The 23,660-nt window shown below is 69.5% G+C and carries 22 protein-coding genes, 1 tRNA gene and 1 other RNA gene; 6 read left to right on the top strand and 18 right to left on the bottom strand.

The features are described from left to right. Positions 1-45 precede the first annotated feature (45 nt). Complete coding sequence (locus VEA62_RS10745) at positions 46-1,119, top strand: phytase (RefSeq protein ID WP_324821469.1); 1,074 nt, start codon at positions 46-48, stop codon at positions 1,117-1,119. Positions 1,120-1,190: 71 nt separating this feature from the next. Here VEA62_RS10745 and VEA62_RS10740 read toward each other — a convergent pair. The 7 genes from VEA62_RS10740 to VEA62_RS10710 form a co-directional block, all read right to left on the bottom strand. Beyond that, positions 1,191-1,265 (bottom strand) — tRNA-Gly (locus tag VEA62_RS10740). Positions 1,266-1,363: 98 nt separating this feature from the next. Further along, a complete protein-coding gene (locus tag VEA62_RS10735) occupies positions 1,364-2,341 on the bottom strand; it encodes a TraB/GumN family protein (protein WP_324821467.1) in 978 nt (325 codons plus the stop codon). Further along, on the bottom strand, positions 2,341-2,550 hold the full coding sequence (locus tag VEA62_RS10730) for a helix-turn-helix transcriptional regulator (protein WP_324821465.1): 210 nt from the start codon (positions 2,548-2,550) through the stop codon (positions 2,341-2,343). Before VEA62_RS10730 ends, VEA62_RS10735 begins: the two co-directional genes overlap by 1 nt. Before the next feature lie 9 nt (positions 2,551-2,559). Then, positions 2,560-3,006 (bottom strand): hypothetical protein, encoded by a 447-nt coding sequence (locus tag VEA62_RS10725; RefSeq protein ID WP_324821463.1) that lies wholly within the window; start codon positions 3,004-3,006, stop codon positions 2,560-2,562. A gap of 94 nt (positions 3,007-3,100) precedes the next feature. Beyond that, positions 3,101-4,360, bottom strand: coding sequence for a DNA recombination protein RmuC (locus VEA62_RS10720; protein ID WP_324821461.1), 1,260 nt, complete (start codon positions 4,358-4,360; stop codon positions 3,101-3,103). A gap of 378 nt (positions 4,361-4,738) precedes the next feature. Next, positions 4,739-5,191 (bottom strand): hypothetical protein, encoded by a 453-nt coding sequence (locus VEA62_RS10715; protein WP_324821459.1) that lies wholly within the window; start codon positions 5,189-5,191, stop codon positions 4,739-4,741. Beyond that, positions 5,184-6,077: a helix-turn-helix domain-containing protein gene (locus VEA62_RS10710; RefSeq protein WP_324821457.1), complete on the bottom strand. Its 894-nt coding sequence runs from the start codon at positions 6,075-6,077 to the stop codon at positions 5,184-5,186. The genes VEA62_RS10715 and VEA62_RS10710 overlap by 8 nt, the downstream gene beginning before the upstream one ends. An 89-nt stretch (positions 6,078-6,166) precedes the next feature. On the opposite strand from VEA62_RS10710, the gene VEA62_RS10705 reads away from it, so the two are divergent. Beyond that, the gene (locus VEA62_RS10705) at positions 6,167-7,222 is read left to right on the top strand and encodes a P63C domain-containing protein (protein ID WP_324821455.1); all 1,056 of its coding nucleotides are present in this window, start codon (positions 6,167-6,169) and stop codon (positions 7,220-7,222) included. Here VEA62_RS10705 and VEA62_RS10700 read toward each other — a convergent pair. The 3 genes from VEA62_RS10700 to VEA62_RS10690 all read right to left on the bottom strand — a co-directional run bounded on the left by VEA62_RS10700 (position 7,219) and on the right by VEA62_RS10690 (position 8,954). Beyond that, complete coding sequence (locus VEA62_RS10700; RefSeq protein WP_324821453.1) at positions 7,219-7,497, bottom strand: hypothetical protein; 279 nt, start codon at positions 7,495-7,497, stop codon at positions 7,219-7,221. The two genes, VEA62_RS10705 and VEA62_RS10700, sit on opposite strands and share 4 nt — an antisense overlap. Positions 7,498-8,021: 524 nt before the next feature. Continuing rightward, positions 8,022-8,624 carry a recombination mediator RecR gene (gene recR / locus VEA62_RS10695; protein WP_324821451.1) on the bottom strand — a complete coding sequence of 201 codons (603 nt, stop codon included), beginning with the start codon at positions 8,622-8,624 and terminating at the stop codon, positions 8,022-8,024. Further along, entirely contained in the window at positions 8,625-8,954 is a 330-nt protein-coding gene (locus VEA62_RS10690) for a YbaB/EbfC family nucleoid-associated protein (protein ID WP_324821449.1), read from the bottom strand. It abuts the gene before it with no gap. A gap of 160 nt (positions 8,955-9,114) precedes the next feature. Between VEA62_RS10690 and VEA62_RS10685 the strand changes: the two genes are divergently transcribed. Then, positions 9,115-9,729 carry a malonic semialdehyde reductase gene (locus VEA62_RS10685; protein WP_324821447.1) on the top strand — a complete coding sequence of 205 codons (615 nt, stop codon included), beginning with the start codon at positions 9,115-9,117 and terminating at the stop codon, positions 9,727-9,729. A gap of 276 nt (positions 9,730-10,005) precedes the next feature. On the opposite strand, the gene VEA62_RS10680 is transcribed toward VEA62_RS10685, so the two are convergent. From VEA62_RS10680 to ffs, 4 genes are all read right to left on the bottom strand, one after another. Further along, positions 10,006-10,251 carry a hypothetical protein gene (locus VEA62_RS10680; RefSeq protein WP_324821445.1) on the bottom strand — a complete coding sequence of 82 codons (246 nt, stop codon included), beginning with the start codon at positions 10,249-10,251 and terminating at the stop codon, positions 10,006-10,008. Between the two features lie 122 nt (positions 10,252-10,373). Continuing rightward, positions 10,374-10,769 carry a cupin domain-containing protein gene (locus tag VEA62_RS10675; RefSeq protein ID WP_324821443.1) on the bottom strand — a complete coding sequence of 132 codons (396 nt, stop codon included), beginning with the start codon at positions 10,767-10,769 and terminating at the stop codon, positions 10,374-10,376. Between the two features lie 25 nt (positions 10,770-10,794). Next, entirely contained in the window at positions 10,795-12,684 is a 1,890-nt protein-coding gene (locus tag VEA62_RS10670; protein ID WP_324821441.1) for a DNA polymerase III subunit gamma/tau, read from the bottom strand. Positions 12,685-12,887: 203 nt separating this feature from the next. Then, an RNA gene (gene ffs / locus VEA62_RS10665) (signal recognition particle sRNA small type) lies at positions 12,888-12,981 on the bottom strand. A 135-nt stretch (positions 12,982-13,116) separates the two neighbouring features. Between ffs and nudC the strand changes: the two genes are divergently transcribed. Then, complete coding sequence (gene nudC / locus VEA62_RS10660) at positions 13,117-14,046, top strand: NAD(+) diphosphatase (RefSeq protein WP_324821439.1); 930 nt, start codon at positions 13,117-13,119, stop codon at positions 14,044-14,046. A gap of 28 nt (positions 14,047-14,074) precedes the next feature. Here nudC and VEA62_RS10655 read toward each other — a convergent pair whose 3' ends face one another. After that, entirely contained in the window at positions 14,075-14,800 is a 726-nt protein-coding gene (locus tag VEA62_RS10655; RefSeq protein ID WP_324821437.1) for a 3-deoxy-manno-octulosonate cytidylyltransferase, read from the bottom strand. Between the two features lie 148 nt (positions 14,801-14,948). On the opposite strand from VEA62_RS10655, the gene VEA62_RS10650 reads away from it, so the two are divergent. Then, a complete protein-coding gene (locus VEA62_RS10650; RefSeq protein WP_324821435.1) occupies positions 14,949-15,698 on the top strand; it encodes a cytochrome c family protein in 750 nt (249 codons plus the stop codon). Between the two features lie 52 nt (positions 15,699-15,750). Here VEA62_RS10650 and VEA62_RS10645 read toward each other — a convergent pair whose 3' ends face one another. After that, the gene (locus VEA62_RS10645; RefSeq protein ID WP_324821433.1) at positions 15,751-17,004 is read right to left on the bottom strand and encodes an ammonium transporter; all 1,254 of its coding nucleotides are present in this window, start codon (positions 17,002-17,004) and stop codon (positions 15,751-15,753) included. A 314-nt stretch (positions 17,005-17,318) separates the two neighbouring features. Here VEA62_RS10645 and VEA62_RS10640 point away from each other — a divergent pair, with 314 nt between their 5' ends. Next, a complete protein-coding gene (locus VEA62_RS10640; protein WP_324821431.1) occupies positions 17,319-20,135 on the top strand; it encodes a pitrilysin family protein in 2,817 nt (938 codons plus the stop codon). A 60-nt stretch (positions 20,136-20,195) separates the two neighbouring features. Here VEA62_RS10640 and VEA62_RS10635 read toward each other — a convergent pair whose 3' ends face one another. Continuing rightward, a complete protein-coding gene (locus VEA62_RS10635) occupies positions 20,196-21,215 on the bottom strand; it encodes an NAD-dependent epimerase/dehydratase family protein (RefSeq protein WP_324821429.1) in 1,020 nt (339 codons plus the stop codon). 38 nt (positions 21,216-21,253) lie between these two features. Then, the gene (locus VEA62_RS10630) at positions 21,254-23,659 is read right to left on the bottom strand and encodes a glucan 1,4-alpha-glucosidase (protein WP_324821427.1); all 2,406 of its coding nucleotides are present in this window, start codon (positions 23,657-23,659) and stop codon (positions 21,254-21,256) included. Between the last annotated feature and the right edge of the window lies 1 nt (position 23,660).

Here is a 23,660-nt window from a genome sequence, read left to right as displayed (position 1 = left end):
CAACGCGTGGTCTGGCCGGGCTCACACCCTGTCCTGAGGAGCGCCATGATCATCCGGACCGTGACGGCCCTTGTGGCGTCAACCACCCTCCTGGCCGCGTGCGCGACGCACGACGGCGACGCCCAGGGCGAAGGCGCGGCCGTGACGGCGCGGCTCGAGACCCCGTCGGTCGGCACGGCCGGCCAGGACGCCGCCGACGACCCCGCCATCTGGGCCTCCTCCGCGCCCGTGCGGATCGGCGGCGTGTCGACCATGGGCTTCGTCGCCGGAACCGACAAGAAGGCCGGCCTGTACATCTACGGCCTCGACGGGGCCGTGCTGCAGTTCCTGCCCGAAGGCCTGCTGAACAATGTCGACCTGACCGGGGGCCTGTCCGTCGAGGGCCGTCCGCAGGTGGTGCTGGGCGCCAGCGACCGCACCCCGGGCAAGACCGGCGTCGCCCTGTATCTGTTCGATCCCGCGGGCGAGGCCGGAGTCCGTCCCTGGGGCGCCATCCGCTCCGACGTGGTGGAGCCATACGGATTCTGCTTCGCCCGGCGCGGCGCCGAGGTGCACGCCATCCTTGTCGGCCACGAGGGCGAGGTCCGCCAGTTCGTGCTCGCCGCGGACGCCGCCGGCCGTCCGGATGCGCGCGAGGTCCGCCGCTTCAAGATCGGCACGATCTCGGAAGGCTGCGCCGCCGACGAGGCGACCGACGCCCTCTACATCGCCGAGGAGAATGTCGGGCTGTGGCGCTACCGCCTCGACCCGTCAGGGGGCGACGGCCGCGCCCTGGTGCAGCCGGTCACGCCGGGCGTTCTGGTCGCCGACGCCGAGGGGCTCGCGGTCATCGAGGACGGCGCGGCGCGCTATCTGATCGGCTCGAGCCAGGGCGATTCGACCTTCCCGGTCTGGCGGATCGACGGCCCGCAGCCGGTCTTCGCCGGCCGCTTCGTGGTCGGGACCGGCGAGGTCGACCGCGTCACCGGGACCGACGGCGTCGACGCCCTCGGCGGCTCCGTCGGCGCCGCCTTCCCGGAAGGCCTGGTGGTGGTCCAGGACGACGTGAACGACGCCGGGACCCAGAATTTCAAATACATCGACTGGCGCGACATCCGCGCAGCGTTGGGCTTGAACTGATCAGGTCCGATTTTCCGGATTGCCAGACTGCGCCGCGAGACCGCCGGGGCGGGCGGCGCCCGCCCGGGAACTGGAGCGGCCGGCGGGAATCGAACCCGCGACATTCAGCTTGGGAAGCTGACGTTCTACCTCTGAACTACGGCCGCGACCGGGTTGCCGATCGGAGGCGGACCATAGCTTCGCGCGGGCAAAAGAAAAGGCCCGGCGCGGCGGCCGGGCCCCTCCTGCGGCATGGTCGGCGGGATCAGTTGATCCGTTCGACCTCGACGCCGCGCCGGTCGAGGATGGACTGGACGCTGTCGCCGCCCGCCAGGTGGGCGGCGCCGACGGCGATGAACACCGTGCCCGAGCCATCCAGCATGGTCTGGATCTGGTCGGCCCAGTTGGCGTTGCGCTTGACCAGCAGGGCCTCGTAGACGGAGCGGTCGGAGCGGCGCATCGGCTGCACGCCGAGCCGGTCGATGGCCCGGACATCGCCGGTCGACCAGGCCTCGACCAGGCGGTCCAGGTCGGTGGTGGCGGTTTCGAAGTCCTCCAGGGTGCTGCGCAGGAAGGACAGCTGGTCGTCCTCGCTGAAGCCGGCGAGGATGCGGATCTGCTCGTCGATCGTCTCGAAGCCGCCGACCTCCTTGCCGGCCGCGGCGGCGCGGGCCTTGAGCGCTATCTCGACGCCGGACTGCGGATCGTAGCCGGCCTTGACCAGCGGGGCGACCGACAGGGTCAGGGCCGCGAGCCACGGACGCATCGGATCCAGGGCCGCGCCGCTGGCCCCCATGGTCTGGGCGGCGGCGTCGAGCCGGCTGCGCTCCTCGGCGTTCAGGAGGCTGGAGAGCGGGCGGTCGGGCGACAGGCCGTGCTGCTGGATCAGCGGCATCATGGCGGCCTGGTCGTCGGGATTGGAGATCTCGAGCACGAGGCGGTCGGCGCTGTCGAAGGCGCTCTCGACGGGGGCCCAGCGCCACAGGGTGGCGGGCCGCAGCACATGGACGGTGCCGAAGAGATAGAGGGTCGAGTCCTCGTCGCGGATCACCCACAGGGCCGGGCCCCCGGCGCCGGACGCCTGGACCGGCGCGGACGCCAGGGCGGCCGAGGGGGCGGCCGGGAGGGCGAACGCCTCGGCCGGCTGGAAGACGAGGGCGGCCGCCATGCCGAGGCCGAGCGTCGCGCCGAGGGCCGAGCGGAAGGCGCCGGCGAGGCGGCGGGGGGCGGGAAGGGCGTTCATCAGGCGGCGGGTCCTTGTTCGGGGTCGATGAAGATGGCTTCGATGGGTTGGGCGAAGACGCGGGCGATGCGGAAGGCCAGGGGCAGGGACGGGTCGTAGCGGCCGGTTTCCAGCGCGTTGACGGTCTGGCGCGAGACGCCGAGCCGCTCGGCCAGGTCGGCCTGGCTCCAGTCGCGTTCGGCGCGGAGCACCTTGAGGCGGTTGTTCATCGGCGGCTCCTAGCGGTGCTTGAGCCACCATACGGCCCAGGCCACCGCATAGCCGGCGAGCTGGAACAGCATGATGGTCCACATGCCCCCGGCGATAAGGTCCGGCGCGCTGAGGCCCACATCGGCGGTGGTCGAGCCGTCGTCGCCGAGGGTCAGGGTGATCAGCAGGACGGCGCCGACGGCCATGCCGCCCGAGCCGCCCCACCACCAGGCCCATTTGTGGGCCTCGCGCGCCGCCTCGTCGATGCCGCGCCACCACCAGATGCAGGCGGCGAAGGCGATGGCCATGGCGCAGGCGATGATGGCGGCGGTGACGGCCAGGCCGAGCATTCCCGGCAGCTCGCCGAGCAGGGCCCGGGCGGCGCCGGCCAAGCCCCCGACGAGGCCGACCCCGAGGATCATCAGAACATAGGTTCCGAGGCCGAACGGGCGTCTGGGCTTCTGGCCTGGGTTCATCGGGAGGCTCCGTGTCGTGGTGACAAGGGTGTTTTACATCGCGGCGGAGCAGTGTCAAGCAGGCTTGTCAAAAAGTCGGTCAGCCTTGTCGTGCCTATTCGGCGGCCACGTCAGTGGCCGGGGCGGCCAGCTCCGGGCGCGAGAGAGACCGGGGCGACTGCTCCACCGGGGGCAGGCCGGGCAGGTCCTTGCCCTCGTGGTCGACGTGCAGGTCCTCGAAGCGGCGGGCCGAGACCATGACCTGGCTCTCCAGCGAGCCGACGAACTGGTTGTATTTGCCGACCGCCGTGTCGAGGGCGCGGCCGACGGCGGCGGCGTGGCCGCCCATCACCGACAGGCGTTTGTACAGCTCCTTGCCCAGTTTCGCGACGTCCTCGGCGTTCTTCGCCTGCTCCTCGGCGCGCCAGCCGTAGGCGACCGCCTTGCACAGGGCGAACAGGGTCGTGGGGGTGACGATGACCACGCGCGAGGCCATGGCCTGGGTCATCAGCTCGGGCTCATGATCGAGGGCGGCGGCGAGGAAGGCGTCGCCGGGCACGAACATGGCGACGAAGTCGGGGCTGGGCTTGAACTGGTCCTGATAGGCCTTGGAGGCCAGCTGGCGGACGTGGGTCTTCATGCTGGCGGCGGTGCGCAGCGAGGCGGCGAGGCGCTGGGCCTCCTCGTCGCCGTCGGACTCGTCGCCGAAGGCCAGCGACACCTTGGCGTCGATCACGAACATGCCGCCGCCGGGCAGGCGGACGACGAAGTCGGGCCGCGACTGGCGGCCCTCCTCATTGGCGGCGGAGGTCTGTTCCTCGAAGTCGAAGCGGCCGGCCATGCCGGCGGCCTCGAGCACATTGCGGCAGGTCTGCTCGCCCCAGCGGCCGCGGCGGCCGGTGTTGCCCTTCAGCGCCTCGGTCAGGCGGCGGGCCTCGTCGCGGGTGGCGGTGGAGGCGGTCATCAGCAGCTGGAGCTGCTCCTTGAGGCCGCCGGTCTCCTCTGCGCGGACCTTCTCGAGCGCGGCGACGTGTTCCTGAAACGACTTGAGGGTCTCGGCCACCGGCTTGAGCTGGGCCTCCATGCGCTGCCGGGCCATCTCCTCGCGGTTGCGGAAGGTCTCGTCGGTGCGCTTGAGCAGCTCCTCGGCGACGGTGGAGGCGGACTCGCGCGCTTGGGCGCGGAGTAGTTCGGTCGAGGTCGCGGCCTGATCCTCGAACAGCTTCATCCGCGCCTCGGTCTCGGCGTGACGCGTGTGCAGGTCCCAGGCGCGGGCCTCGGCGGCGGCGGCGCGGCGGCGCTCCATCAGGGCCCAGACGAGGGCGACGACGGCGAGCAGGGCGGCGGCGAAAAAGGCGATGAGGGAGGCGTTCATGCTCCGTTCCTTACCGGGAGTCGGTAGTGGGTCACTTTGAATTCTGCGTGACCACCGGCTGGGATATCCAGTGACATCATGTCAGGGGATATCCTTGACTGGTGCGCCACCACCGCACGACCAAGGGCATTATGTCGCGTATCAGGGACAAGACTCTTGAAGGGCGGTTTGAATCACCCAATCTTGAGCGGAATCGAGTCGGGAATCGGCAGGCGCGATTTGGCTCGGGAGTCAAATTTTAATTGAAACTTAGGCCGCGATGTCCTAGTTATAGGTCGTCTAAAGGGAAGACGGCTCTCCGCGAGCGTCTGGACGCCTTGCTAGCTTAGGAGCCTCACGGCTTGGGCAAGGTTAACGTTTCGAAGCGGAGACGTGCTGCTAGCGTTGACGGGGTTCGCTCTCGTCGGGCCGCTCTTTCTGAAATTCCAGCGGCTCCTTCGGTCGCCGGAAAGGCAATGCGGTAACAATCGACCAAAACTGTCCTTGCCAGTGCAGGACAAGCGCGTTCATGCCGCCCGGGCACTCGACGGCGATCGTAATCCGTCCGTTTACTCCCAGGTGCAGATGGGTCCAGCCGGCTGCCACAGCAAATGCGTAGTCTTTTGGCGTCTGAAAGCCCCGCCCCTCGATAGCCTTTGGGCGATCCGCTTCATACATGTGCGCAAGTCCGAAGCCCCCTCTTCCTTGTCGGCCCTGAAGAAGACGGATAGGCCCCGCATTCACGCCAGCGGCAGCGGCACCGGCCGGACAAATTTCTCCGCAGTGGAGATCATCCCGATTAGGCATGATGACCACATTGGCGTCCGCTTCGGGGAAGGGCTGCTCAGTCAACGGCTCTCTTCTTGTAAGGGCCGCGCTTGGCGGGGGCCTTCTCTGCCGCCTCCACGATAGCGACGAGATCGGACATATTCCACAACTTGTCCGATACCCCCGCAGCCATAGCAGGGGTCACACGCAGGGTCTTATGGACCCGGACGAAGTTGTAATAGGCGAAGTGCAGGCTGATCGCGTTGACGTGGTTCTCGACCTTCTTTGAGAAGGCGTTGGTCAACCGGGTGAAGCGGCGCATGTGCATCCGCATGGTCAGGTTCTGGCGTTCCACAAACGACGTGGAGATATGCATGGGGTCCGGGTTCCCCATGACGGGCTTGTATTCCACCTTGGTCAGCCCGGCGGGGCTGTAGCGACCGCCGCCGCTGGCGGACCCGCTGGACCCGCCGCCATAGATCTTCACCACCTGCCCGTAATCGACGTTCTCGCCGAAGGCCCGCTTCACCGCGCGGCGGTAGATCGCATAGCCGTCTGACGTGATCTGGACCCGCTCGCCGTCCAGACGGTCGTGAATGTCGCGCAGGAAATCCTCCGCAATCTCTTCGTTGCGGTCCCCGACGAAGAAGGAAAAGACCAGCTTCGTATCGGCGTCGATGGCGGTCCAAGTCCACACGTCGCCAGCGCCCTCCGGGGCGGCTTTGGCCTTGGCGACGTTCTTCTCCTTGGCGTAGCAGAAGCTCCAGATTTCATCGACCTGCACATGTTCACAGGACAGGTGGCGGAAGGCCCGATCCTGATAGGCGCCAAGCGCCGCGCCAGCGTCGTTCAGCAGCTTCGTGACGGTGTTTTTCGACGCCCCGGTAAGCCGCGTCACGGCGCGGATCGACATGCCCTCACACAGCAGGTGAAGGATTTTGGCGCGCTCGTCGGAGGACAGCCGGTTCATGAAGCAAGCATGCATGCGTTTGTGCTTGCATGCAAGCATATTATCGTTCATGCTTACATCAATCCGGACATACCGGGATGGAGGCACACATGAACGACGACACGCCTACCGGGCGGGCCAAGGGCGGCGCGGCCCGGGCCAGCGCCCTTTCCCCTGAACGCCGCCGAGAGATTGCCAAGGCCGCTGCCGCGAGCCGCTGGCAGGTCGCCAACCTGCCGACCGCCACCCACGGCTCGCCAGAGCAACCGCTCCGCATTGGGGGCGCTGAAATCGACTGCTATGTCCTTGAGGGGGACATGCGGGTGGTCACTCAGCGCAGCATGATCCGCGCTATCGGATTGACTCGGGGCGGCGTCCGGAGCGACCTGGAGGCGGAAAAAGGGGCTGGCGCCGAACTGCCCCGATTTGCGGCCCAGAACTGGATAAAACCCTTTCTCGGCAATGACTTGGAATTGGCGCTGAGATCGCCGATTGTCTTCAAGCTTCCGGTGACGGGGGCGGTTGCCTATGGCTACCCGGCGACGATCTTGGCCGATGTCTGCGATGCGATCCTGCGAGCCCGTGACGCCGGTAAGGCGGGTCCGCGACAAGCGGATATCGTCAAACAGGCCGACATTCTGGTCCGTGGTTTCGCGCGGGTCGGCATTGTTGCGCTCGTCGATGAAGCGACCGGGTATCAGCGCGACCGGGCCAAGGACGCACTTGCCAAGATACTGGAGGCGTTCGTGGCCAAGGAGCTGGCCGCGTGGGTCCAGACGTTCCCGGCGGACTACTATGAGCAGATGTTCCGGCTTCGCGGTCTGGAGTTTCCGAAGGCCACGGTTCAGCGCCCGCCTTACTTCGGCACACTGACGAACGACATCGTCTATAAGCGGCTGGCGCCGGGCGTTCTGGCGGAGCTTAAGCGGGTCACGCCGCGCAATGACCACGGGCGGCCCAAAGCGAAGTATTTCCAGAGCCTGACGTCCAATGTCGGCTACCCCAAGCTGAAAGAGCATCTAGGGGCGGTGGTGGCCCTCATGCGGATCAGCAAGACGTGGGATGGGTTCATGGCGCTTCTGAACCAGCACTACCCTCGCTACGGCGACACCATGATGCTACCGCTCGACTACGACCCCGGGGAAGACAGCGGGCGCGGCCTCTAGTCGTCGCGCGTGAGTGAATCCACGACGCTCTTCGCCCGCTGGCTGGCGTCAAGAGAGCCGCCCCGAACATAGATTGTGTCCATGGCGGCTTCCTCCGCCTTGGCTCGGCAGTCTGCAATTGTGTCGTCTAGGAAGCGGGGATTGACGCGCAACGTCACCCCGTTGTCATCCTGAATAGCCTGTTCTCCGCGCAGTCCACGCACCGCCTCAATCAGCAGGCGCTTCTTGCCAACGGGCGGCTTCTCGCCCTTCGCCAGATAAACAATCTCGACCATTCCGACAGGATAGCGGTGGTCCCGCCGAATGCGAAGTCACGCAGAATTCAAAGTGACCCACTACCCGGGAGTCGGAGGCGGCCGCCATGGCGGGGCGGGGCGGAATAAAACCCGGGTGAAACCCGAAAAGCGGTGTGTGCAGAGTCTGCAGGGTGTACTCGGGCAATGGCCGCGGGCCGCCTTGAAGGGCGTTCCGGATTATACCCGGGTGAAACCGGGAAACGCGGTGTGCAGAGTCTGCACAGTCTGCTTCGTCCCAAGTCTGCATGTCGGTCCCGACTCCTCCGGACGGGCCGGATGGCCGTCCACGCCGCAGTCTAAACCGTGCCTGCGTCAAAATCGGACGTAGGCGACGGCCCCTTGCTCCATCGCCGTCATCCTCCGGCTTGACCGGAGGATCAGATGTCGGGCGAGGCTGTGCATTTGGGAGGCCCTGGGACGGTCCCGCGTCGTTTTCGACGCAGCACCGGACGGTCTGGCCCCCGGGTCAAGCCCGAGGGTGACGGCGGCGAGGGAGGGTTCGGCTAGGCCGGCCGGCGCTGGCGCAGGGCCTGGATGATGGTGCCGTCGTCCAGCCAGTCGAGCTCGCCGCCGACGGGGACGCCGCGGGCGAGGGAGGTGATCTCGACGCCGGAGCCGGCGAGCCGCTCGGCGAGGTAGTGGGCGGTGGTCTGGCCGTCGACGGTGGCGGGGAGGGCGAGGACGACTTCCTTCGCTTCGCCGCCGCGCACCCGGCCGACCAGTTCGGCGACGCGCAGGGCGTCGGGGCCGACGCCGTCGAGGGCCGAGAGCAGGCCGCCGAGGACGTGGTATTTGCCGCGGAAGGCGCCCGAGCGCTCCATGGCCCACAGGGCGCCGGCCTCCTCGACGACGCAGATCAGGCCGTTGTCGCGCGATGCGTCCGAGCAGATCGAGCAGGGGTCGCGGGTGTCGGGCGCGCCGCACACCGAGCAGGAGGTCACCTTGTCGGCGGTCTCCTGCAGGGAGGCGGCGAGAGGAACCAGCAGCTGGTCACGCTTCTTGAGCAGGGCCAGGGCCGCGCGTCGGGCCGAGCGCGGCCCCATGCCGGGCAGTTTGGCGAGCAGGCTGATGAGCCGCTCGATCTCGGGCCCGGCGGACGCGGCCACCTAGAACAGCTTGGGCATGCCGGGGATGTTCATCCCGGCCATGGGGCCGGCGGCCTCTCGCATCAGGGCGCCATTGACCTCGTCCAGCTTGCGCTTGGCGTCGGCGTGGGCGGCCACGATCAGGTCGGCGAGGATCTCGGTCTCGCCCGGGACCATCAGACTGTCGTCGATGCTCACGCGGGTGACCTCGCCGGGGCCCTTCAGGTCGATGGTGACGAGGCCGCCGCCGGAGCTGCCGGAGGCGGTGGTTTCGGCCATTTTCGCCTGGGCGTCCTGCAGCTTCTGCTGCATCGCCTGGGCCTGCTGCATCAGGGCGTTGAGGTCTTTCATGGGGCCTAGATAGGCCTCGCGGCCCGGGCCCCGCAAGGGCGGGGCGCAAGCGTGGCCATATCCGCAACAGAATTTGTGGCCGATCCCCTTGGCGAGGCCGTGAGGCGTTCCTAATTAGCATCCGCCACCGTTGCTAATACCGATCAGGAGGATCTCCGTCATGGCTTTCGACACCACAACCGCCCGCGACCGCCCGCTGTCCGACAGCGTCCTGGCCCAGCTGTTCACCGAGGCGCGGACGCGCAACGCCTGGTCGGACCGGCCGGTGCCGGAAGAGCTGCTGCGCAAGCTGTACGATCTGACCAAGTTCGGGCCGACGGCGGTGAACGCCACGCCGGCGCGGTTCGTGTTCGTGACCTCGCCGGAGGCCAAGGCGCGGCTGGCGCCGCTGATGTCGGACGGCAACCGCGAGAAGACGCTGCAGGCGCCGGTCAATGTCATCATCGGTCAGGACATCGATTTCCACGAGCAACTGCCCAGGCTGTTCCCGCATGCGCCGGGGGCGAAGGACTGGTTCGCGGACGTGGCCGGGCGGCGCGAGGCGGCCTTCCGCAACGCCTCGCTGCAGGGCGGCTATTTCCTGCTGGCGGCGCGGGCGCTGGGGCTGGATGTCGGGCCGATGTCGGGCTTCGACCCCGAGGGCGTGAAGGCCGAGTTCTTCGCCGGCACGACGGTGGAGCCGAACTTCATCGTCAATCTCGGCTACGGCACGGACGAGAACCTGTTCCCGCGCTCGCCGCGGCTGGCGTTCGAGGAGGCGGCGTCCATCTTGTAGTGAGTGGCGCTTGTCATCCCGGCCGACGCGAAGCGGAGAGCCGGGACGGGACGGCGCCAACATCACCGACTCTCCCGGAAGCCGCGCAGCGGTTATCCGGGAGACGGGTGGCCGCAGCTCCGATCCTGACCTGTCCCCGGCTCGCTGCTGACGCAGCGTCCGGGAGGATGGATTGTGGGGTGACGCGTCCCGGATCGCCGCTTCGCGGCGTCCGGGATGACAAGGCAGAAGAATGACCGACCGCAAGCGGACTTCGCCAAGGGCCGCGATGGGTGGTTAGCCGACGTCTCCAGAGACGAACTCAATCTTGTCGCCAATACTGAAATCAGAAGCCGTGAAACCTCTAACCAATAGTGCAGCCTGGACGTGGTCGCCGATTGGGCGGTCTACGACGGCGGTAGTTTCAATCGCACCGCGCTTGCCGGGATTGAGCCGCACGCGGCAAGCATTGCCCGGAACCCACGCCTTCACCTGGAGGACCGCTCCGTGATCCGGCAGATCAAAGGCATCTTCGATACGCACGGTCTTTCCCCAAGGTGGGGCGCGATCAGCGGGATCGTGTCGATTCAAGCTCATGTGCGTAGTCTGCCAGCCGGAGCTGAAGTCCGCTATGGGTCGGAAGCGGTCCTTGGTGGCGGTCAGGGTCAGTCCCCCTCCAGATCCGTCTGGATCCATTCCGGCGAGTGGTGGATGTCGATGGTCTGGAGCCGGCCGGGGCCGAGGTTCTCGAAGCGGTGGGGGACGCCCGCGGGGCCGAAGACGACCTCGCCTGCCTCGGCGTCGAGGATGGTGTCGCCGACGTAGAAGCGGGCGCGGCCCTCGATGAGGATGAAGGTCTCGTCATAGGGGTGGACGTGGAGCCGGGGGCCGGCGCCGACCGTGTCCGTGCCGTAGGCCAGCACGGTGTTCTGACCGCCCAGCGTCAGGCCGGGGACCGAACCCCGCCAAGGGCCCTCCGTTGCGGGGTCGAAGAGCCGGCCTTTGGTCGCCGCGCGGCCATCGGGCTTGACCGTCGCCGGGTCGAAGTCTCTGCGCGCCATGGCTTTTCTCCTCCGCGAGCGGCCGTCAGTCCTCGTCCCCCGCCTCGTCCGGGATCGCCGGCAGCTCCACCGCCGGGGCCAGGGTCTTGATCTCGCCGATCCTGGCGCCGGGGAAGGCCTCCATGACGGCGACGATGAAGGGGTCGGCCTCGATGGCGGCGCGTTCCTCGGCCCGCTTGCGGCGGTCGATCTCGATCATGGTCTCGCCGCCGCCCTGGCCGTTGGCGGCGATCAGCCAGGTGCGGCCGGTCCATTCCTTGAGGCGCGAGGACAGGCGGCGGGCGAGGTCGATCGGGGCGCCCTGGATGCTCTCGTAGGTGATGGCGCCGGGCTTGAAGGCGACGGGGCGGACGTAGCGCTGGACGTCCATCTGCAGGCCGACCTCGCGCTTTTCGCCGATCAGGGCGACGACCTGTTCGAACGACTGCGGATCGGGCAGGGCCGGGGCCTGCACAGGGCGGGCCGCGAGCTGGGCGGAGGCGCCGCCGCCGCCGCTGCCGCCGGACGGGCCGCGCGGGGCCGCGCCGCCGCCGAGGGGCTCGCCGTCGCGCAGGGCCTTCAGCGCCTCTTCCGGTCCCGGCAGGTCGGCGGCGTAGGCGAGGCGGACGATGGCCATCTCGACGGCGTCGGCGGGATTGGGGGCGCGGCGGACCTCATCGAGCGCCTTGAGCAGCATCTGCCAGACGCGGGCCAGGGTGCCGGCGGAGATGACGGCGCCGAGGGCGGTCAGCTTCTGGGCCTGGTCATTGGGCAGGCGGGTCGCCTGGGGCCCCAGCATCTTGGCGACCGAGGCGGCGTGGCAGTGTTCCAGCAGGTCGTTGGTGACCTGCACCGGATCGGCGCCGTAGCCGTAGAGGGTACGGAACAGCTCCAGCGCCTCGGGCGTGCGGCCGGCCATGATCGATTCGAACAGGGCGATGGTCTGGCTGCGGTCGGCGAGGCCGAGCATGTCGCGGACGACCTCGGTCTTCACCGTCTCGGTCTTGTCGCCCTGGACGAGGGCCTGATCCAGCAATGAGAGGCCGTCGCGGACCGAGCCCTCGGCGGCGCGGGCGATCAGGGCGAGGGCGTCCTGTTCGATCTTCATGCCCTCGCGGTCGGCGATGCGGGCGAGGTGTTCGACGAGGATCTCCGGCTCGACGCGCCGCAGGTCGAAGCGCTGGCAGCGCGACAGGATGGTCACCGGCACCTTGCGGATCTCGGTGGTGGCGAAGATGAATTTGGCGTGCGGCGGCGGCTCTTCCAGCGTCTTCAGCAGGGCGTTGAAGGCCTGGTTCGACAGCATGTGGACTTCGTCGAGGACATAGACCTTGTAGCGCGCCTCGACCGGGGCGTAGCGGACGCTCTCGATGATGTCGCGGATGCCGTCGATGCCGGTGTGGGAGGCGGCGTCCATCTCGACCACGTCCATGTGCTGGCCGGCCATGATGGCGGCGTCGTGCCGGCCGTGGGCGGTCAGCTCCAGCGACGGACGATCGATGACCTCGGTCTCGTTGTTGAGGGCGCGGGCCAGCAGGCGGGCGGTGGTGGTCTTGCCGACCCCCCGGACGCCGGTGAGCATGAAGGCGTGGGCGATGCGGCCGGTGGCGAAGGCGTTGGTCAGGGTGCGGACCATGGCCTCCTGGCCGATCAGGTCCCCGAAGGTGCGCGGCCGGTATTTGCGGGCGAGGACGGTGTAGGCCTCGCCGTCGTCCGCATGGGCGGCGGGACCGTCGTCGGCGGGCGCGGGCGGCGCCTTCTTCGCCGCGGCCTTGGGAGCGGGCTCGGGCTCGGGCGCGGCGGCGGCCTCGGCCTCGCGCATGCCGGCGGGCTCGGGCGCGCCGAACATGTCGTCGGTGTTGGGATCGCGCTCCTCGGCTTCGGGCGCGTCCTCCTCCCACGGAGGCCCTTCGAGATTCGGTCCGACGTCGCTCATGCGATGGTCATAGCGCGGCGGGGGCCGGGGGCGAAGGGGATGTGGGAAGGGAGTTGTGGGCGGGCCGGTCGCCGGCCCCTGCGCGGTCGTTTCGCCCCTCCACCGCTTCGCGGTCCCCCTCCCCACTGAGTGGGGAGGAGACACGGGCGCGCGCGCTCAAGCAGCGAGGCTCCGCGAGCCGAGCGATAGCGCACTAAAGAAGGGAAGGTGGAGACCGCGACCCGAAGGGGAATTCGTTGTGGCTGCTGCCTTCCGGCCCTGACCAGGTTGGCGAAGCCTTCGCCCGCGATCTCCGGGAGGGGATATGAAGGGTCGCGCTGTGGGAATCAAGACTCCAGCCGGCCATCCGACCACCGAAACCCCACTCCCTCCCACGCAACTTTCGTTGCGCGGGCCCCTCCCTCTCCCTGTGGGAGAGGGTAAAGGGAGGCCATGCCTCTCCCCGCCCTGAACACCTTCGCCGGCAATCCGCTCGATCGGGCGGGAGACCTGAGGAACGACCCGGAGTGGCTGGCGGAGCAGGGGGCGAACCCGGAGGCGCTGGCGCTGGTGCTGTGGGAGGGGCGGCCGCTGCTGGAGGCCGGCGACGAGCCGCGGCTGGCCTGGCTGCCGATGGCGCAGGCGCGGGCGGTGGTCCCGGACCGGGAGCTGTTCCTCGGCCTGTGGAAGGGCGCGCCGGTGTTCGCGGTGGAGGTCGAGGGGTCGGTCGATCCGACGGCGGGGCCGCTGCGGGGCGTGGGCGTATTCCACGAGATGCGCGAGGCGGCGGCGCTGCTGCCGGGACCGGACGCGGCCATGGCGGGGACGGCCAAGTCGCTGTTTGACTGGCGGCGGCGGCACGGATTCTGCGCCGCCTGCGGGGTGCAGACGGTCGATGGCTGCGGCGGCTGGAAACGGGTCTGCCCCGCCTGTTCGACCGAGCATTTTCCGCGGGTGGACCCGGTCACCATCATGCTGGCGGTGTATCGCGGCGGGGACGAGCCGCGCTGCCTGCTGGGGCGGCAGGCGAGCTGGCCCGAGGGGCGGATGTCGGCGCTGGCGGGGTTCCTCGAGCCGGGCGAGACGATCGAGGAGGCCTGCGCCCGCGAGGTGGCGGAGGAGGCGGGGCTGACGGTGACGGCGGTGCGCTACCACTCCAGCCAGCCGTGGCCGTTCCCGTCGCAGCTGATGATCGGCCTCGTCTGCGAGGTCGATTCGGAAGACGCCGCGCCGGACCAGACCGAGCTGGAGGCGGTGGCCTGGCTGACCCGGGACGAGGCGCGGGCCTGTCTGGCGGGGACGCACCCGGCCATCAAGGCGCCGCCGCGGATCGCCATCGCGCGGACGCTGCTGCAGGCGTGGGTGGACGGGTTCGAGGTCTGACGCCCTCTCCCGCAAGGGGAGAAGGGCGCTAATCAGCGAACCGTCGCGCCGCTTCCAGGTCCGCGGGGCTGTCGACCGAGAGGGGCGCCTCGTCGATGACGGCGGCCCAGATCTGCAGGCCCATTTCGAGGGCGCGGAGCTGCTCCAGCTTCTCGCGGCGCTCGAGCGGCGAGGGCGGGGCGGCGCAGAAGCGTTCGAGGGCCGCGCGGCGGTAGCCGTAGAGGCCCACATGGCGCCAGACGGGGCCGTCGCCGTAGAGGGTGGAGCGGGTGAAATAGAGGGCGCGGCCGTGCCGCTCCCCCTCGGGAAGGGCGAGGATGGCCTTGACCACATCGGGATTGGTCCGGTCCGACGGGTCCGCCTCGGGCGCGACCAGTGTGGCGATGTCACAGGCCGGCTCGCCGTGAAGCAGGGCGGCGCAGGCTGTGGCCAGGCCCGGATCGGCGAAAGGCATGTCGCCTTGCAGATTGATGACGGCGTCGTGGGCGCCATCCGGATCGATCGCGTCGAGGGCGGCGCGGATGCGGTCCGAGCCGGAGGGCAGGTCGGGATCGGTCAGGACGGCGACGCCGCCGGCCGCCTCGATGGCGGCGACGATCTCGGGGTCGCCCGCAGCCACGGCGACCGGGAGGCCGGATTCGGTCGCGCGGCGCCAGGCGCGCACGATCATCGGCTGGCCGCCGATGTCCGCCAGCGGCTTGCCGGGAAGGCGGGTCGCGGCCATTCGCGCCGGGATCAGAACGAGGGGGTTCATCGTTGCCTTCCTGCCTGCGACGCCCGGACGCCAACGGAGACGCCCGGGGCCGGTTGCGAAGGCCGCGCTAGCGTGTAAGAGACGCGCACGCAAGAATTCGCCCGACCGCCCCCGCGGCCGGGCCACAGAACGGGATGCGACGACGCGGATGAGCGGCGATCTGAACGGGAACAAGATTTTGGGCGCCGTGCTGGCGACCGCCTTCGTCATCATCAGCGTTCAGCAGGTGACGGGCGCGATCTACCACACCGAGGCCCCTGAAAAGATGGGCTATTTCGTCGATGCGCCGGAAGAGGCCGCTGGCGGAGCCGCTGAAGCCGAGCTGCCGCCGGATTGGGGCACGGTGCTGCCGACCGCCGACCTGGGCGCCGGCGAGGCCGCCTTCGCCCGCTGCCAGGCCTGCCATACCGCCACCGCCGGCGGGCCCAACGGCACCGGACCCAATCTGTACGGCGTGCTGGGCCGCCCCGTCGCCAGCCACGCGGGCTTCGCCTATTCCGAAGCCATGGTCGCCCACAAGGCCGAGGCGCCGACCTGGACCTATGACGAGCTGGACCAGTTCCTGACCGCGCCGGGGCGCCATGTCCCGGGCACCAAGATGTCCTTCGCCGGCATCCGCGACACCCAGACGCGCATCAATCTGATCGCCTGGCTGCGTTCGCAGGGTTCGGGCGGCGTGGCCGTGCCAGCGCCCGATCCGGCCCGCCAGCCGGGCGCGGCTCCGGCCGAGGACGCCGCCGGGACGCCCGAAGGCGCGGGGACGGAGGCCGGCGGTCCGGTCGACGACATGGGCCAGCAGGTTCCGGCCACCGGCGCGGCCGGTCAGCCCACGACCCAGGCGACCATGCCGGGACAGCCCGACTCGGACACTACCCAGACGAACAACACCGCCCGCTGATCGCCCGCGGTCGAGTACAGGACGGGCGCCCGCCGGTGCGGGCGCCCGTTTTCTATTGGTGGATGGTCTCGCCGTGCTGGGTGTAGTCCAGCCCCTCGATCTCTTCTTCCTTCGCGACGCGCAGGCCGGTGGTGAACCGGCAGGCCATCAGGCACAGGAAGGTCCCCGCGCCGCTCCAGGCGATGACGGCGACGAGGCCGATGGCCTGGTTGAGGAGGCTGGCGTTCGCGCCGGCCGGGTTGATGGCGGCGGTGGCGAAGACGCCGGTCAGCAGGGCGCCGACGATTCCCCCGACGCCGTGCAGTCCGAAGGCGTCGAGGCTGTCGTCGTATTTCAGGGCGCGCTTGAGCCAGACCGCGCCGGCGTAGCAGGCCGGGCCTGACAGCAGGCCGATGACGAAGGCGCCCTTCGGATCGACCAGGCCGGCGGCGGGAGTGACGCCCACCAAGCCGGCGACGAGGCCGGACAGCAGGCCGAGCAGGGTCGGCCGCCTGTGATCGATCCACTCGACGGCGGTCCAGCCGATCGCCGCCGCCGCGGCGGCGAGCAGGGTGTTGAAGGCGGCGACGGCGGCGATCCCGTCGGCGGCCCAGGCCGACCCGGCGTTGAAGCCGAGCCAGCCGACCAGCAGCAGGCCGGCGCCGATGGCGGTGAGGGCGAGGTTGTGCGGCGCCATGTTGTCGCGGCCGAAGCCGTGGCGGGGCCCGAGCACCAGCGCCGCTACCAGGCCCGCGACGCCCGCGCTGACGTGCACGACGGCCCCGCCGGCGAAGTCGAGCACCCCGAGCGACCCCAGCCAGCCGCCGCCCCAGACCTGATGGCAGATCGGCACATAGACCAGCAGGTGCCACAGGACGAAGAACAGGATCGAGGCCGGGAATTTGATCCGCTCGGCGAAGGCGCCGGCGATCAGGGCGGGCGTGATGACGGCGAAGGTCAGCTGGTAGGCGATCCACAGGAACTCGGGCAGGCCGGGCGCCAGTGCATGGGCGGTCGAGGGGGTGACGCCGTTGAGGAAGGCCGCCTCCAGCCCGCCGATGAAGCCGCTGGCGGCGCCGCCGTCGCCGAAGGACAGGCTGTAGCCGACCGCGAACCAGAGCACGGTGACGATGGCGAAGGCGGCCGTGGCGTGGGCGATGGTGGCGATGACGTTCTTGCGCCGGACCATGCCGCCGTAGAACAGGGCCAGCCCGGGCAGGGTCATCAGCAGGACCAGCGCCGTCGAGGCCAGGATCCAGGCCGTCGAGGCCTCGTTCAGTTCGAGCGGAGCCTGGTGGGACAGAAGGGCGGCGGGCAGTCGGGTCATGGGCGGCGTCCGGGTTCCGGGATCAGAAGGCTCGGCCCGAACCCGCGTTCGATGCCGCGGATACAGAGAGGACCCTATCGCAGCGCAGCAGGCAATTCATTTCGTGTGCGGCGCAATAACTTGCTGTGACGCTGCGTCATCAGGCCCTCGCCGCACTCCAGCCGCACGATTTCCCCTGAAGATTTTTGCATGCGCGAGACGCTACGGTTCGAGGATTACAGAACAGCAATGATTCGCCGCCTTGCCAGCGGGGGTTGAGTGCGTACCACTGTCGGCCGGCGCGGGAGCGCGCCATGTCCTCAGGGGGTTATTCCATGCGCACAGCCCGTTTCGCCTTGCTCGGAGGAGTGGCCTCGGCCGTCCTTCTGGCCACCGCCGCCTATGCCCAGGTCCCCGCGGCCGATATCGCCGCGGCGCCCGCCGCCGCCGCCGCGCAGTCGCGCGAACAGCTGGCCCCGCTGCCGGACGTGGACATCCCCTTCACCAAATTCACGCTGAACAACGGCCTGACCGTCATCGTCCACGAGGACCACAAGGCGCCGATCGTGGCGGTGAACATCTGGTACCACGTCGGCTCCAAGAACGAGCCGCAGGGCCGTTCGGGCTTCGCCCACCTGTTCGAGCACCTGATGTTCAACGGGTCGGAGAACTACAACACCGACTTCTTCAAGGGCACCGAGCTTCTGGGCGCCACCGACCAGAACGGCACCACCAACACCGACCGCACCAACTATTTCCAGAACGTCCCAACCTCGGCCCTGGATTCGATCCTGTGGCTGGAGAGCGACCGCATGGGCCACCTGCTCGGCGCGATCGACCAGGCCCGCCTCGACGAGCAGCGCGGCGTCGTCCAGAACGAGAAGCGGCAGGGCGAGAACCAGCCCTATGGCCGGGTGTGGAACGCGATCACGGCCGCGACCTATCCCGACGATCACCCGTACGGGCATACGGTGATCGGCTCGATGGACGACCTGAACGCCGCCGACCTGCCGACCGTGCAGCAGTGGTTCCGCGACTATTACGGCCCGGCCAACGCCACCATCGTGCTGGCCGGCGACATCACGCCCGAACAGGCGCGCGAGAAGGTCGAGCGCTATTTCGGCGATATTCCGCCCGGACCTCCGGTGACCCAGCCGGTGCAGATGATCGCCCGCATGACCGGCGAGCAGCGCGAGGTCATGTACGACCGGGTCGGACAGCCCCGGCTTTACAAGGTGTGGAACACTCCGCCGGCCGGCTCGGCCGACTCCGACTACCTCGGCATGCTGGCCCAGGTTCTGAGCTCGGGGCGCAATTCGCGCCTCTACAAACGGCTGGTGTTCGACGACCAGATCGCCACCCAGGTGGCGGCGTTCAACTCCGAGAGCGAGATCGGCAGCCAGTTCCTGGTCATGGTCACCGCCAAGCCGGGCCAGGATCTGGAGCGGATCGAGGAGATCGTCGACGAGGAGATGGCGCGCCTGCTGCGCGACGGGCCGACGGCGGGCGAACTGGAGCGGGCGCGCACCAGCGTCGGCGCCGGCTTCATCCGGGGCACGGAGCGGATCGGCGGGTTCGGCGGCAAGTCCGACATCCTCGCCGAAAGCCAGGTCTTCCACGGCGATCCCGGCGCCTGGCGTGAATCCTACCAGCGCATCGTCGCGGCGCGTCCGGCGGACCTGACCAAGGTCGGCCGCGACTGGCTGACCGACGGCAGCTATTCCCTCGAGGTCCTGCCCTTCCCCGATTATGCGGCCCAGGCCACCGGCGTCGACCGCAGCGCGGGTGTGCCGACGCCCGGCCAGGCCCCGCAGGCGGTCTTCCCGACCATCGAGCGGGCGCAGCTGTCGAACGGGCTGAAGATCATGTTCGTGCGGCGCGAGAGCGTGCCGACGGTGAGCATGAACCTGATTCTCGACGCCGGGGCGGTGGTCGATCCGGACGCCAAGGCGGGGCTCGCCCAGCTGACGCCGCAGGTGATGACCAACGGCACAGACGACCTGGACGCGCTCGAGATCAGCGACCGGCTGCAACTGCTCGGCGCCACCCTGGGCGCGGGTTCGGGTTCGAACTCGACCAATGTCTCGATGACCGCCCTGACCTCGCGTCTGGATCCGTCCCTCGATCTCTACGCCGACGTGATCCTCAACCCCGCCTTCCGGGCCGAGGATTTCGAACGCGCGCGCACCCAGCAGCTGGCGGGCATCCAGCAGGCCGACCGCAATCCGGGCGCCATCGCCCGGCGCGTGCTGAACCGCGAGATGTACGGCCCGGCCAACCCTTACGGCCGCCCGACTTCGGGGACGGCGGAGACGGTCGGCTCGCTGACGCCGGCCGACGCCGAGGCCTGGCACGACGCCTGGTTCCGGCCCGACAACGCCACCCTGGTGGTGGTCGGCGACACGACCCTGGCCGAGCTGACGCCGAAGCTGGAGCGGGCCTTCGCCGAATGGCGGGCGCCGGCGGATCCGATGCCGGCCAAGCCGGGACCCGCCGACGCCCAGGAGCCGACCGCCCGGCCGCGCATCCTGATCGTTGACCGCGCCGGACCGCAGTCGACCATCCTGGCCGGCCGGGCCGTGCCTGCCTTCGATCCGACCACGGAGGCGGCGATCGACACGATGAACACCGCGCTGGGCGGCGCCTTCACCAGCCGGATCAACATGAACCTGCGCGAGGACAAGGGCTGGTCCTACGGGGCCGGCGGCGGCGTGCCGTACGGCCGGGGCGAGCGGATCTATTCCGTCAGCGCCGGCGTCCAGTCGGACAAGACGGCCGAGAGCCTGGCCGAGCTGCGGCGTGAGCTGACCGAGGTGGTCGGGTCGCGTCCGCTGACCGACGTCGAGATCCAGGCGGCTCGCGCCAACATGGTCCAGGGCATGGCCGGCAACTGGGAAACCAACGCCTCGATCGCCGGCGAGCTTCAGAACATGGTCGTCTGGGGCGTGCCGGAAAACTATTACGACACCTACGCCGAGCGGGTTTCGGCCATGGACGCGGCGCGGGCGACGGAGGCCGCCCGGGCGATCGTGGGCGAGGGGCCGACCACCTGGGTCGTGGTCGGCGACCGGGCGACGATCGAGCCGAAGATCCGGGCGCTGGGCTACGGCGACGTACAGGTCGTCGACATCCACGGCCGCCCGGTCGAGTAGGCCGTCCGGTCCGGGACGAAGAGGGGCGGGGCCGGCGACGGCGCCGCCCTTTTTCGTGGCTCAGACCCGGTAGAAGTCGCGGTACCAGTCGACGAAGCGGCGCACGCCGACGTCGATCGGGGTCGACTGGCTGTAGCCCAGGGCGGCCTGGGTCTCGGTGATGTCGGCCTCGGTGCGGGCCACGTCGCCGTCCTGGACCGGCATCAGGTTGAGCTCGGCCTTGCGGCCCAGCGCCTCCTCCAGCACCCGGATGTAGCGCATCAGCGGCTCGCGGCGGCCCGCCCCGAGGTTGAGGATGCGCCAGGGGGCGACGCCGGAGGTCGACGGATCGGGATGCCGTGCGTCCCAGGCCGGGTCGACCCTTGCGGGCGTGTCGAGGGCGGCGAGAACGCCGCCGACGATGTCGTCGATGTAGGTGAAGTCGCGCTCCATCTCGCCGTGTCCGTAGACGTCGATCGGGCGGCCCTCGAGGATGGCTTTCGTGAACTTGAACAGCGCCATGTCCGGGCGGCCCCACGGTCCGTAGACGGTGAAGAAGCGCAGGCCGGTCGAGGGGAAGCCGAACAGGTGGGAATAGGAGTGCGCCATCGCCTCGTTGGCGATCTTGGTGGCGGCGTAGACGGTCAGCGGATGGGCGACGCCCTGTTTGACCGAGAAGGGCAGGGCGCCGTTGGCCCCGAAGGCCGAGCTGGTCGAGGCGAAGACCAGATGTTCGGCCTGCACCGCCCGGGCGCCCTCGAGGATGGTCAGGAAGCCCACGACGTTGGAGTCGATGTAGCTCTCGGGGTGTTCGAGGCTGTAGCGCACGCCGGCCTGGGCCCCGAGGTGGACGATGCGGCGCGGCGCGTGCTGGGCGAACAGGGCGGCCATGCCGGGGCGGTCGGCGAGGTCGAGGGTGTGGTGGACGTAGTTCGGTTCGGCCTGCAGCCGCTCCAGCCGGGCCTGTTTGAGGGCCGGGTCGTAGTAGCTGTTCAGGTTGTCGACGCCGATCACCGTCTCGCCGCGCGCCAGCAGGCGTTGCGCGGTGTGGAAGCCGATGAAGCCGGCCGAGCCGGTGACGAGGACGGGGCCGTGGGTCATCCGTCCTCGTTACCGCCGGTGACGCCGAACCGCCAGCGTCAGCGCGCGTACCGCGCCTCGACGGGGGCGTAGCGGTCCCAGATGGCGCGGTCGGCGAGGGAGCGGAGCAGCTTGATGTATTCGGCGTGGGTCCAGGCCAGGGGGGTGGCGGAGTTGGTGCCCTCGCCGGGCCGGTAGTCGTGGGCGGTCGGGTGGCCGACGCCGTCCCAGGCCTGTTCCGGCAGCAGCAGGCCGCCGTTGGCGAAGGACTCCATGCCGCGGACATACGTCTGGCGGATGCCGTTCAGCTGGGCCTGCGTCCAGCCGGCGTCGGCGGAGGGGTGCTGCAGGGCGGCGGCCAGTTCGTAGTGGCCGCGCTCGCCGGTGAAGAAGGGCCACAGCCGCCCGCGTTGCCCGGGGTGCATCTCGCCGCCGACGCCGTAGTTGCCGCCCGTGTCGGTCTGTTCGCCGTAGCCGTCGTTGCCGTAGCGGCGGAAGGCGGGGACGCCGTCGATGTCGTAGCGGACCCGGAACCGGTCCTCGCGGGTCTGGTCGTCGTATTCGGGCAGGCTGGCGAGGATGGAGGGGGCGTCGGGGGCGCGGACGCCGTAGCGGACCAGTTCGAGGAAGCCGCCGTCGACGATCCTGTCTTCCGCATGGGCGGGCTGGCCGTTGTTCTCGCCGATCGGGGCCTTGTCGTTGGGGTTCTCGTTGCGGGTGATGCGGATGAAATAGTCGCCGTCGCCCCATTCGCCGCTGGTCGTGAACATCCGCGTCTCGACCCTGGAGGCGTAGTCGTCGGCGGCGGCCTGGTAGCGGGCGGCGGAGGGCGCGTCGCCCGAGGTGCGGGCGATGTCGGCGGCGACGGTCAGGCCGGTGATGACGGCGGCGGTGGTCGAGGGGGAATAGCCCTCCTGCTCCTCCCAGCGCTCCTGCTGGGTCCAGGGCGGGGTGATCCGGCGATCGTTCCAGAGCAGGCCGATGGTCCCGCCGTCGACGAGGAAGTCGGCGGCCGGCTTGATCATCTCGCCGTACATGCGGCTCATCTCGGCGTCGGGGACGAGTCCGGCCTTCCACAGCTTCCAGCCCAGCATGATAGGCATGGCGGTCTGGTCGAGCTGGACTCCGACCCATTCGATCTCGCCGTCGACGTGGGTCTTCTGCAGGAACCAGCCGGTGGCCCCGGTATTGCCCGGGGTGTCGGCGTCGACCTGGACCTGCGGCAGGTAGCGGAAGGCGGCCAAGGGGGTCTCCTCGTCGCCGAGGGCCAGCAGGGCCATGGCCACCTGGTAGAAGTCGCGCGGCCAGACGGCCTTGTAGCCGGTCGAGGGATTGGTCGCGTCGACGGTGTCGCCCCACGGGTTCGACAGGGAGGCGATCAGGGCGCCGGCGTGGGTGCGGTCCTCCTGCACCTTGAGCATCAGGGCGGAGGCGTAGGCCAGCTTGCCGCCGTCAGTGGACTGTTCGGCGAGGCGGGGGAGCTGGTCGAGGGAGGCGATGTAGTCCTCCCAGCCAATCCGGTCGCCCTCGCCGTTGAAGCGGGCGAGGACTTCGTCGAGGCCGGTCACGAAGGGCCGGGTCGCCTCGCGCACCGCGCCGGGTTCGCTGTCCCCGAAGCCGATGACGAAATCGCGCGACAGGGCCTGCCCGGCGCGGATCGTTGGCAGCGCTCCGGTCAGCATGATGTTGCCGCCCTCGGGGCCGGTGGAGTCATAGACGTGGTCCAGACGGCCATCGGCGAGGTCGGTCAGGCCATCGGAGACGCCGACGAAGCCGACGCTCTGGGCCTCGAAGGCGGCGCTGGCCCAGAGGGCGAGATGGACGTCGCCTTCCGCCGCGTGCAGCACGCTGTAGCTCGTTGAACCGTCCGGCGTCGGTTGGGTCAGAGGCGCGGTCGAATGCCAGCCCCGGTCGCCAACGCCTGTGTTGGCCATGTGCGGTTCGAGCAGCAGGTAGGGCGTGACGTCGCCGCGCAAGGCCCGGATGGTGGCGCGCACCACAAGCGCCTGATCGTCGGGACTGACGTAGATTCGCTTCTCGATCTCGTAACGACCGGCCTTGTCGGTCGTGATCACCCGGTATGCGGGCGACAGCGGGCGGCCGGCGGCGTCGACATGCAGGTATTCGGTGCGGCTGGTAGTGTCGGCCCCTTCGACCGACAGGCCGCCATCGGTGACGACGGCGAAGCGCAGCTGCTTGATCTGGGCCTCGTGGATCAGGCCGTACATGGTCTCGGTCAGGACGCCGTCGGCGATCGAGAACCAGACACGGGAGACGTCGCCGGTCTGGCCGCCGTCGCGGTACTGGCCATCGACATAGGCTTCATAGGACGCGCCCGCGCCGGTCTTGGCGGCGTTGACCCAGGTCGGTTTGTCGCCGGGGGCGCCGGGGGCGACCTGGGCCGCGGCAGGCAGGGCGAGGGCGGCGAGGGCCGCGCCGATCAGCAGGCGGGGGAGGATGCGCATC

The sequence above is a fragment of the Brevundimonas sp. genome (assembly GCF_035627475.1).
GTDB lineage: Bacteria > Pseudomonadota > Alphaproteobacteria > Caulobacterales > Caulobacteraceae > Brevundimonas.
Note: the sequence above shows the minus strand (reverse complement) of the source record. Positions and strands in the feature narration are given on the sequence as shown.

Coding starts and splice junctions, on each gene's coding strand:
- VEA62_RS10745 (WP_324821469.1), top strand. CDS start 46: ATGATCATCCGGACCGTGACGGCCCTTGTGGCGTCAACCACCCTCCTG.
- VEA62_RS10735 (WP_324821467.1), bottom strand. CDS start 2,341: ATGAACGCCCTTCCCGCCCCCCGCCGCCTCGCCGGCGCCTTCCGCTCG.
- VEA62_RS10730 (WP_324821465.1), bottom strand. CDS start 2,550: ATGAACAACCGCCTCAAGGTGCTCCGCGCCGAACGCGACTGGAGCCAG.
- VEA62_RS10725 (WP_324821463.1), bottom strand. CDS start 3,006: ATGAACCCAGGCCAGAAGCCCAGACGCCCGTTCGGCCTCGGAACCTAT.
- VEA62_RS10720 (WP_324821461.1), bottom strand. CDS start 4,360: ATGAACGCCTCCCTCATCGCCTTTTTCGCCGCCGCCCTGCTCGCCGTC.
- VEA62_RS10710 (WP_324821457.1), bottom strand. CDS start 6,077: ATGAACCGGCTGTCCTCCGACGAGCGCGCCAAAATCCTTCACCTGCTG.
- VEA62_RS10705 (WP_324821455.1), top strand. CDS start 6,167: ATGAACGACGACACGCCTACCGGGCGGGCCAAGGGCGGCGCGGCCCGG.
- VEA62_RS10700 (WP_324821453.1), bottom strand. CDS start 7,497: ATGGTCGAGATTGTTTATCTGGCGAAGGGCGAGAAGCCGCCCGTTGGC.
- VEA62_RS10690 (WP_324821449.1), bottom strand. CDS start 8,954: ATGAAAGACCTCAACGCCCTGATGCAGCAGGCCCAGGCGATGCAGCAG.
- VEA62_RS10685 (WP_324821447.1), top strand. CDS start 9,115: ATGGCTTTCGACACCACAACCGCCCGCGACCGCCCGCTGTCCGACAGC.
- VEA62_RS10675 (WP_324821443.1), bottom strand. CDS start 10,769: ATGGCGCGCAGAGACTTCGACCCGGCGACGGTCAAGCCCGATGGCCGC.
- VEA62_RS10670 (WP_324821441.1), bottom strand. CDS start 12,684: ATGAGCGACGTCGGACCGAATCTCGAAGGGCCTCCGTGGGAGGAGGAC.
- nudC (WP_324821439.1), top strand. CDS start 13,117: ATGCCTCTCCCCGCCCTGAACACCTTCGCCGGCAATCCGCTCGATCGG.
- VEA62_RS10655 (WP_324821437.1), bottom strand. CDS start 14,800: ATGAACCCCCTCGTTCTGATCCCGGCGCGAATGGCCGCGACCCGCCTT.
- VEA62_RS10650 (WP_324821435.1), top strand. CDS start 14,949: ATGAGCGGCGATCTGAACGGGAACAAGATTTTGGGCGCCGTGCTGGCG.
- VEA62_RS10645 (WP_324821433.1), bottom strand. CDS start 17,004: ATGACCCGACTGCCCGCCGCCCTTCTGTCCCACCAGGCTCCGCTCGAA.
- VEA62_RS10640 (WP_324821431.1), top strand. CDS start 17,319: ATGCGCACAGCCCGTTTCGCCTTGCTCGGAGGAGTGGCCTCGGCCGTC.
- VEA62_RS10635 (WP_324821429.1), bottom strand. CDS start 21,215: ATGACCCACGGCCCCGTCCTCGTCACCGGCTCGGCCGGCTTCATCGGC.
- VEA62_RS10630 (WP_324821427.1), bottom strand. CDS start 23,659: ATGCGCATCCTCCCCCGCCTGCTGATCGGCGCGGCCCTCGCCGCCCTC.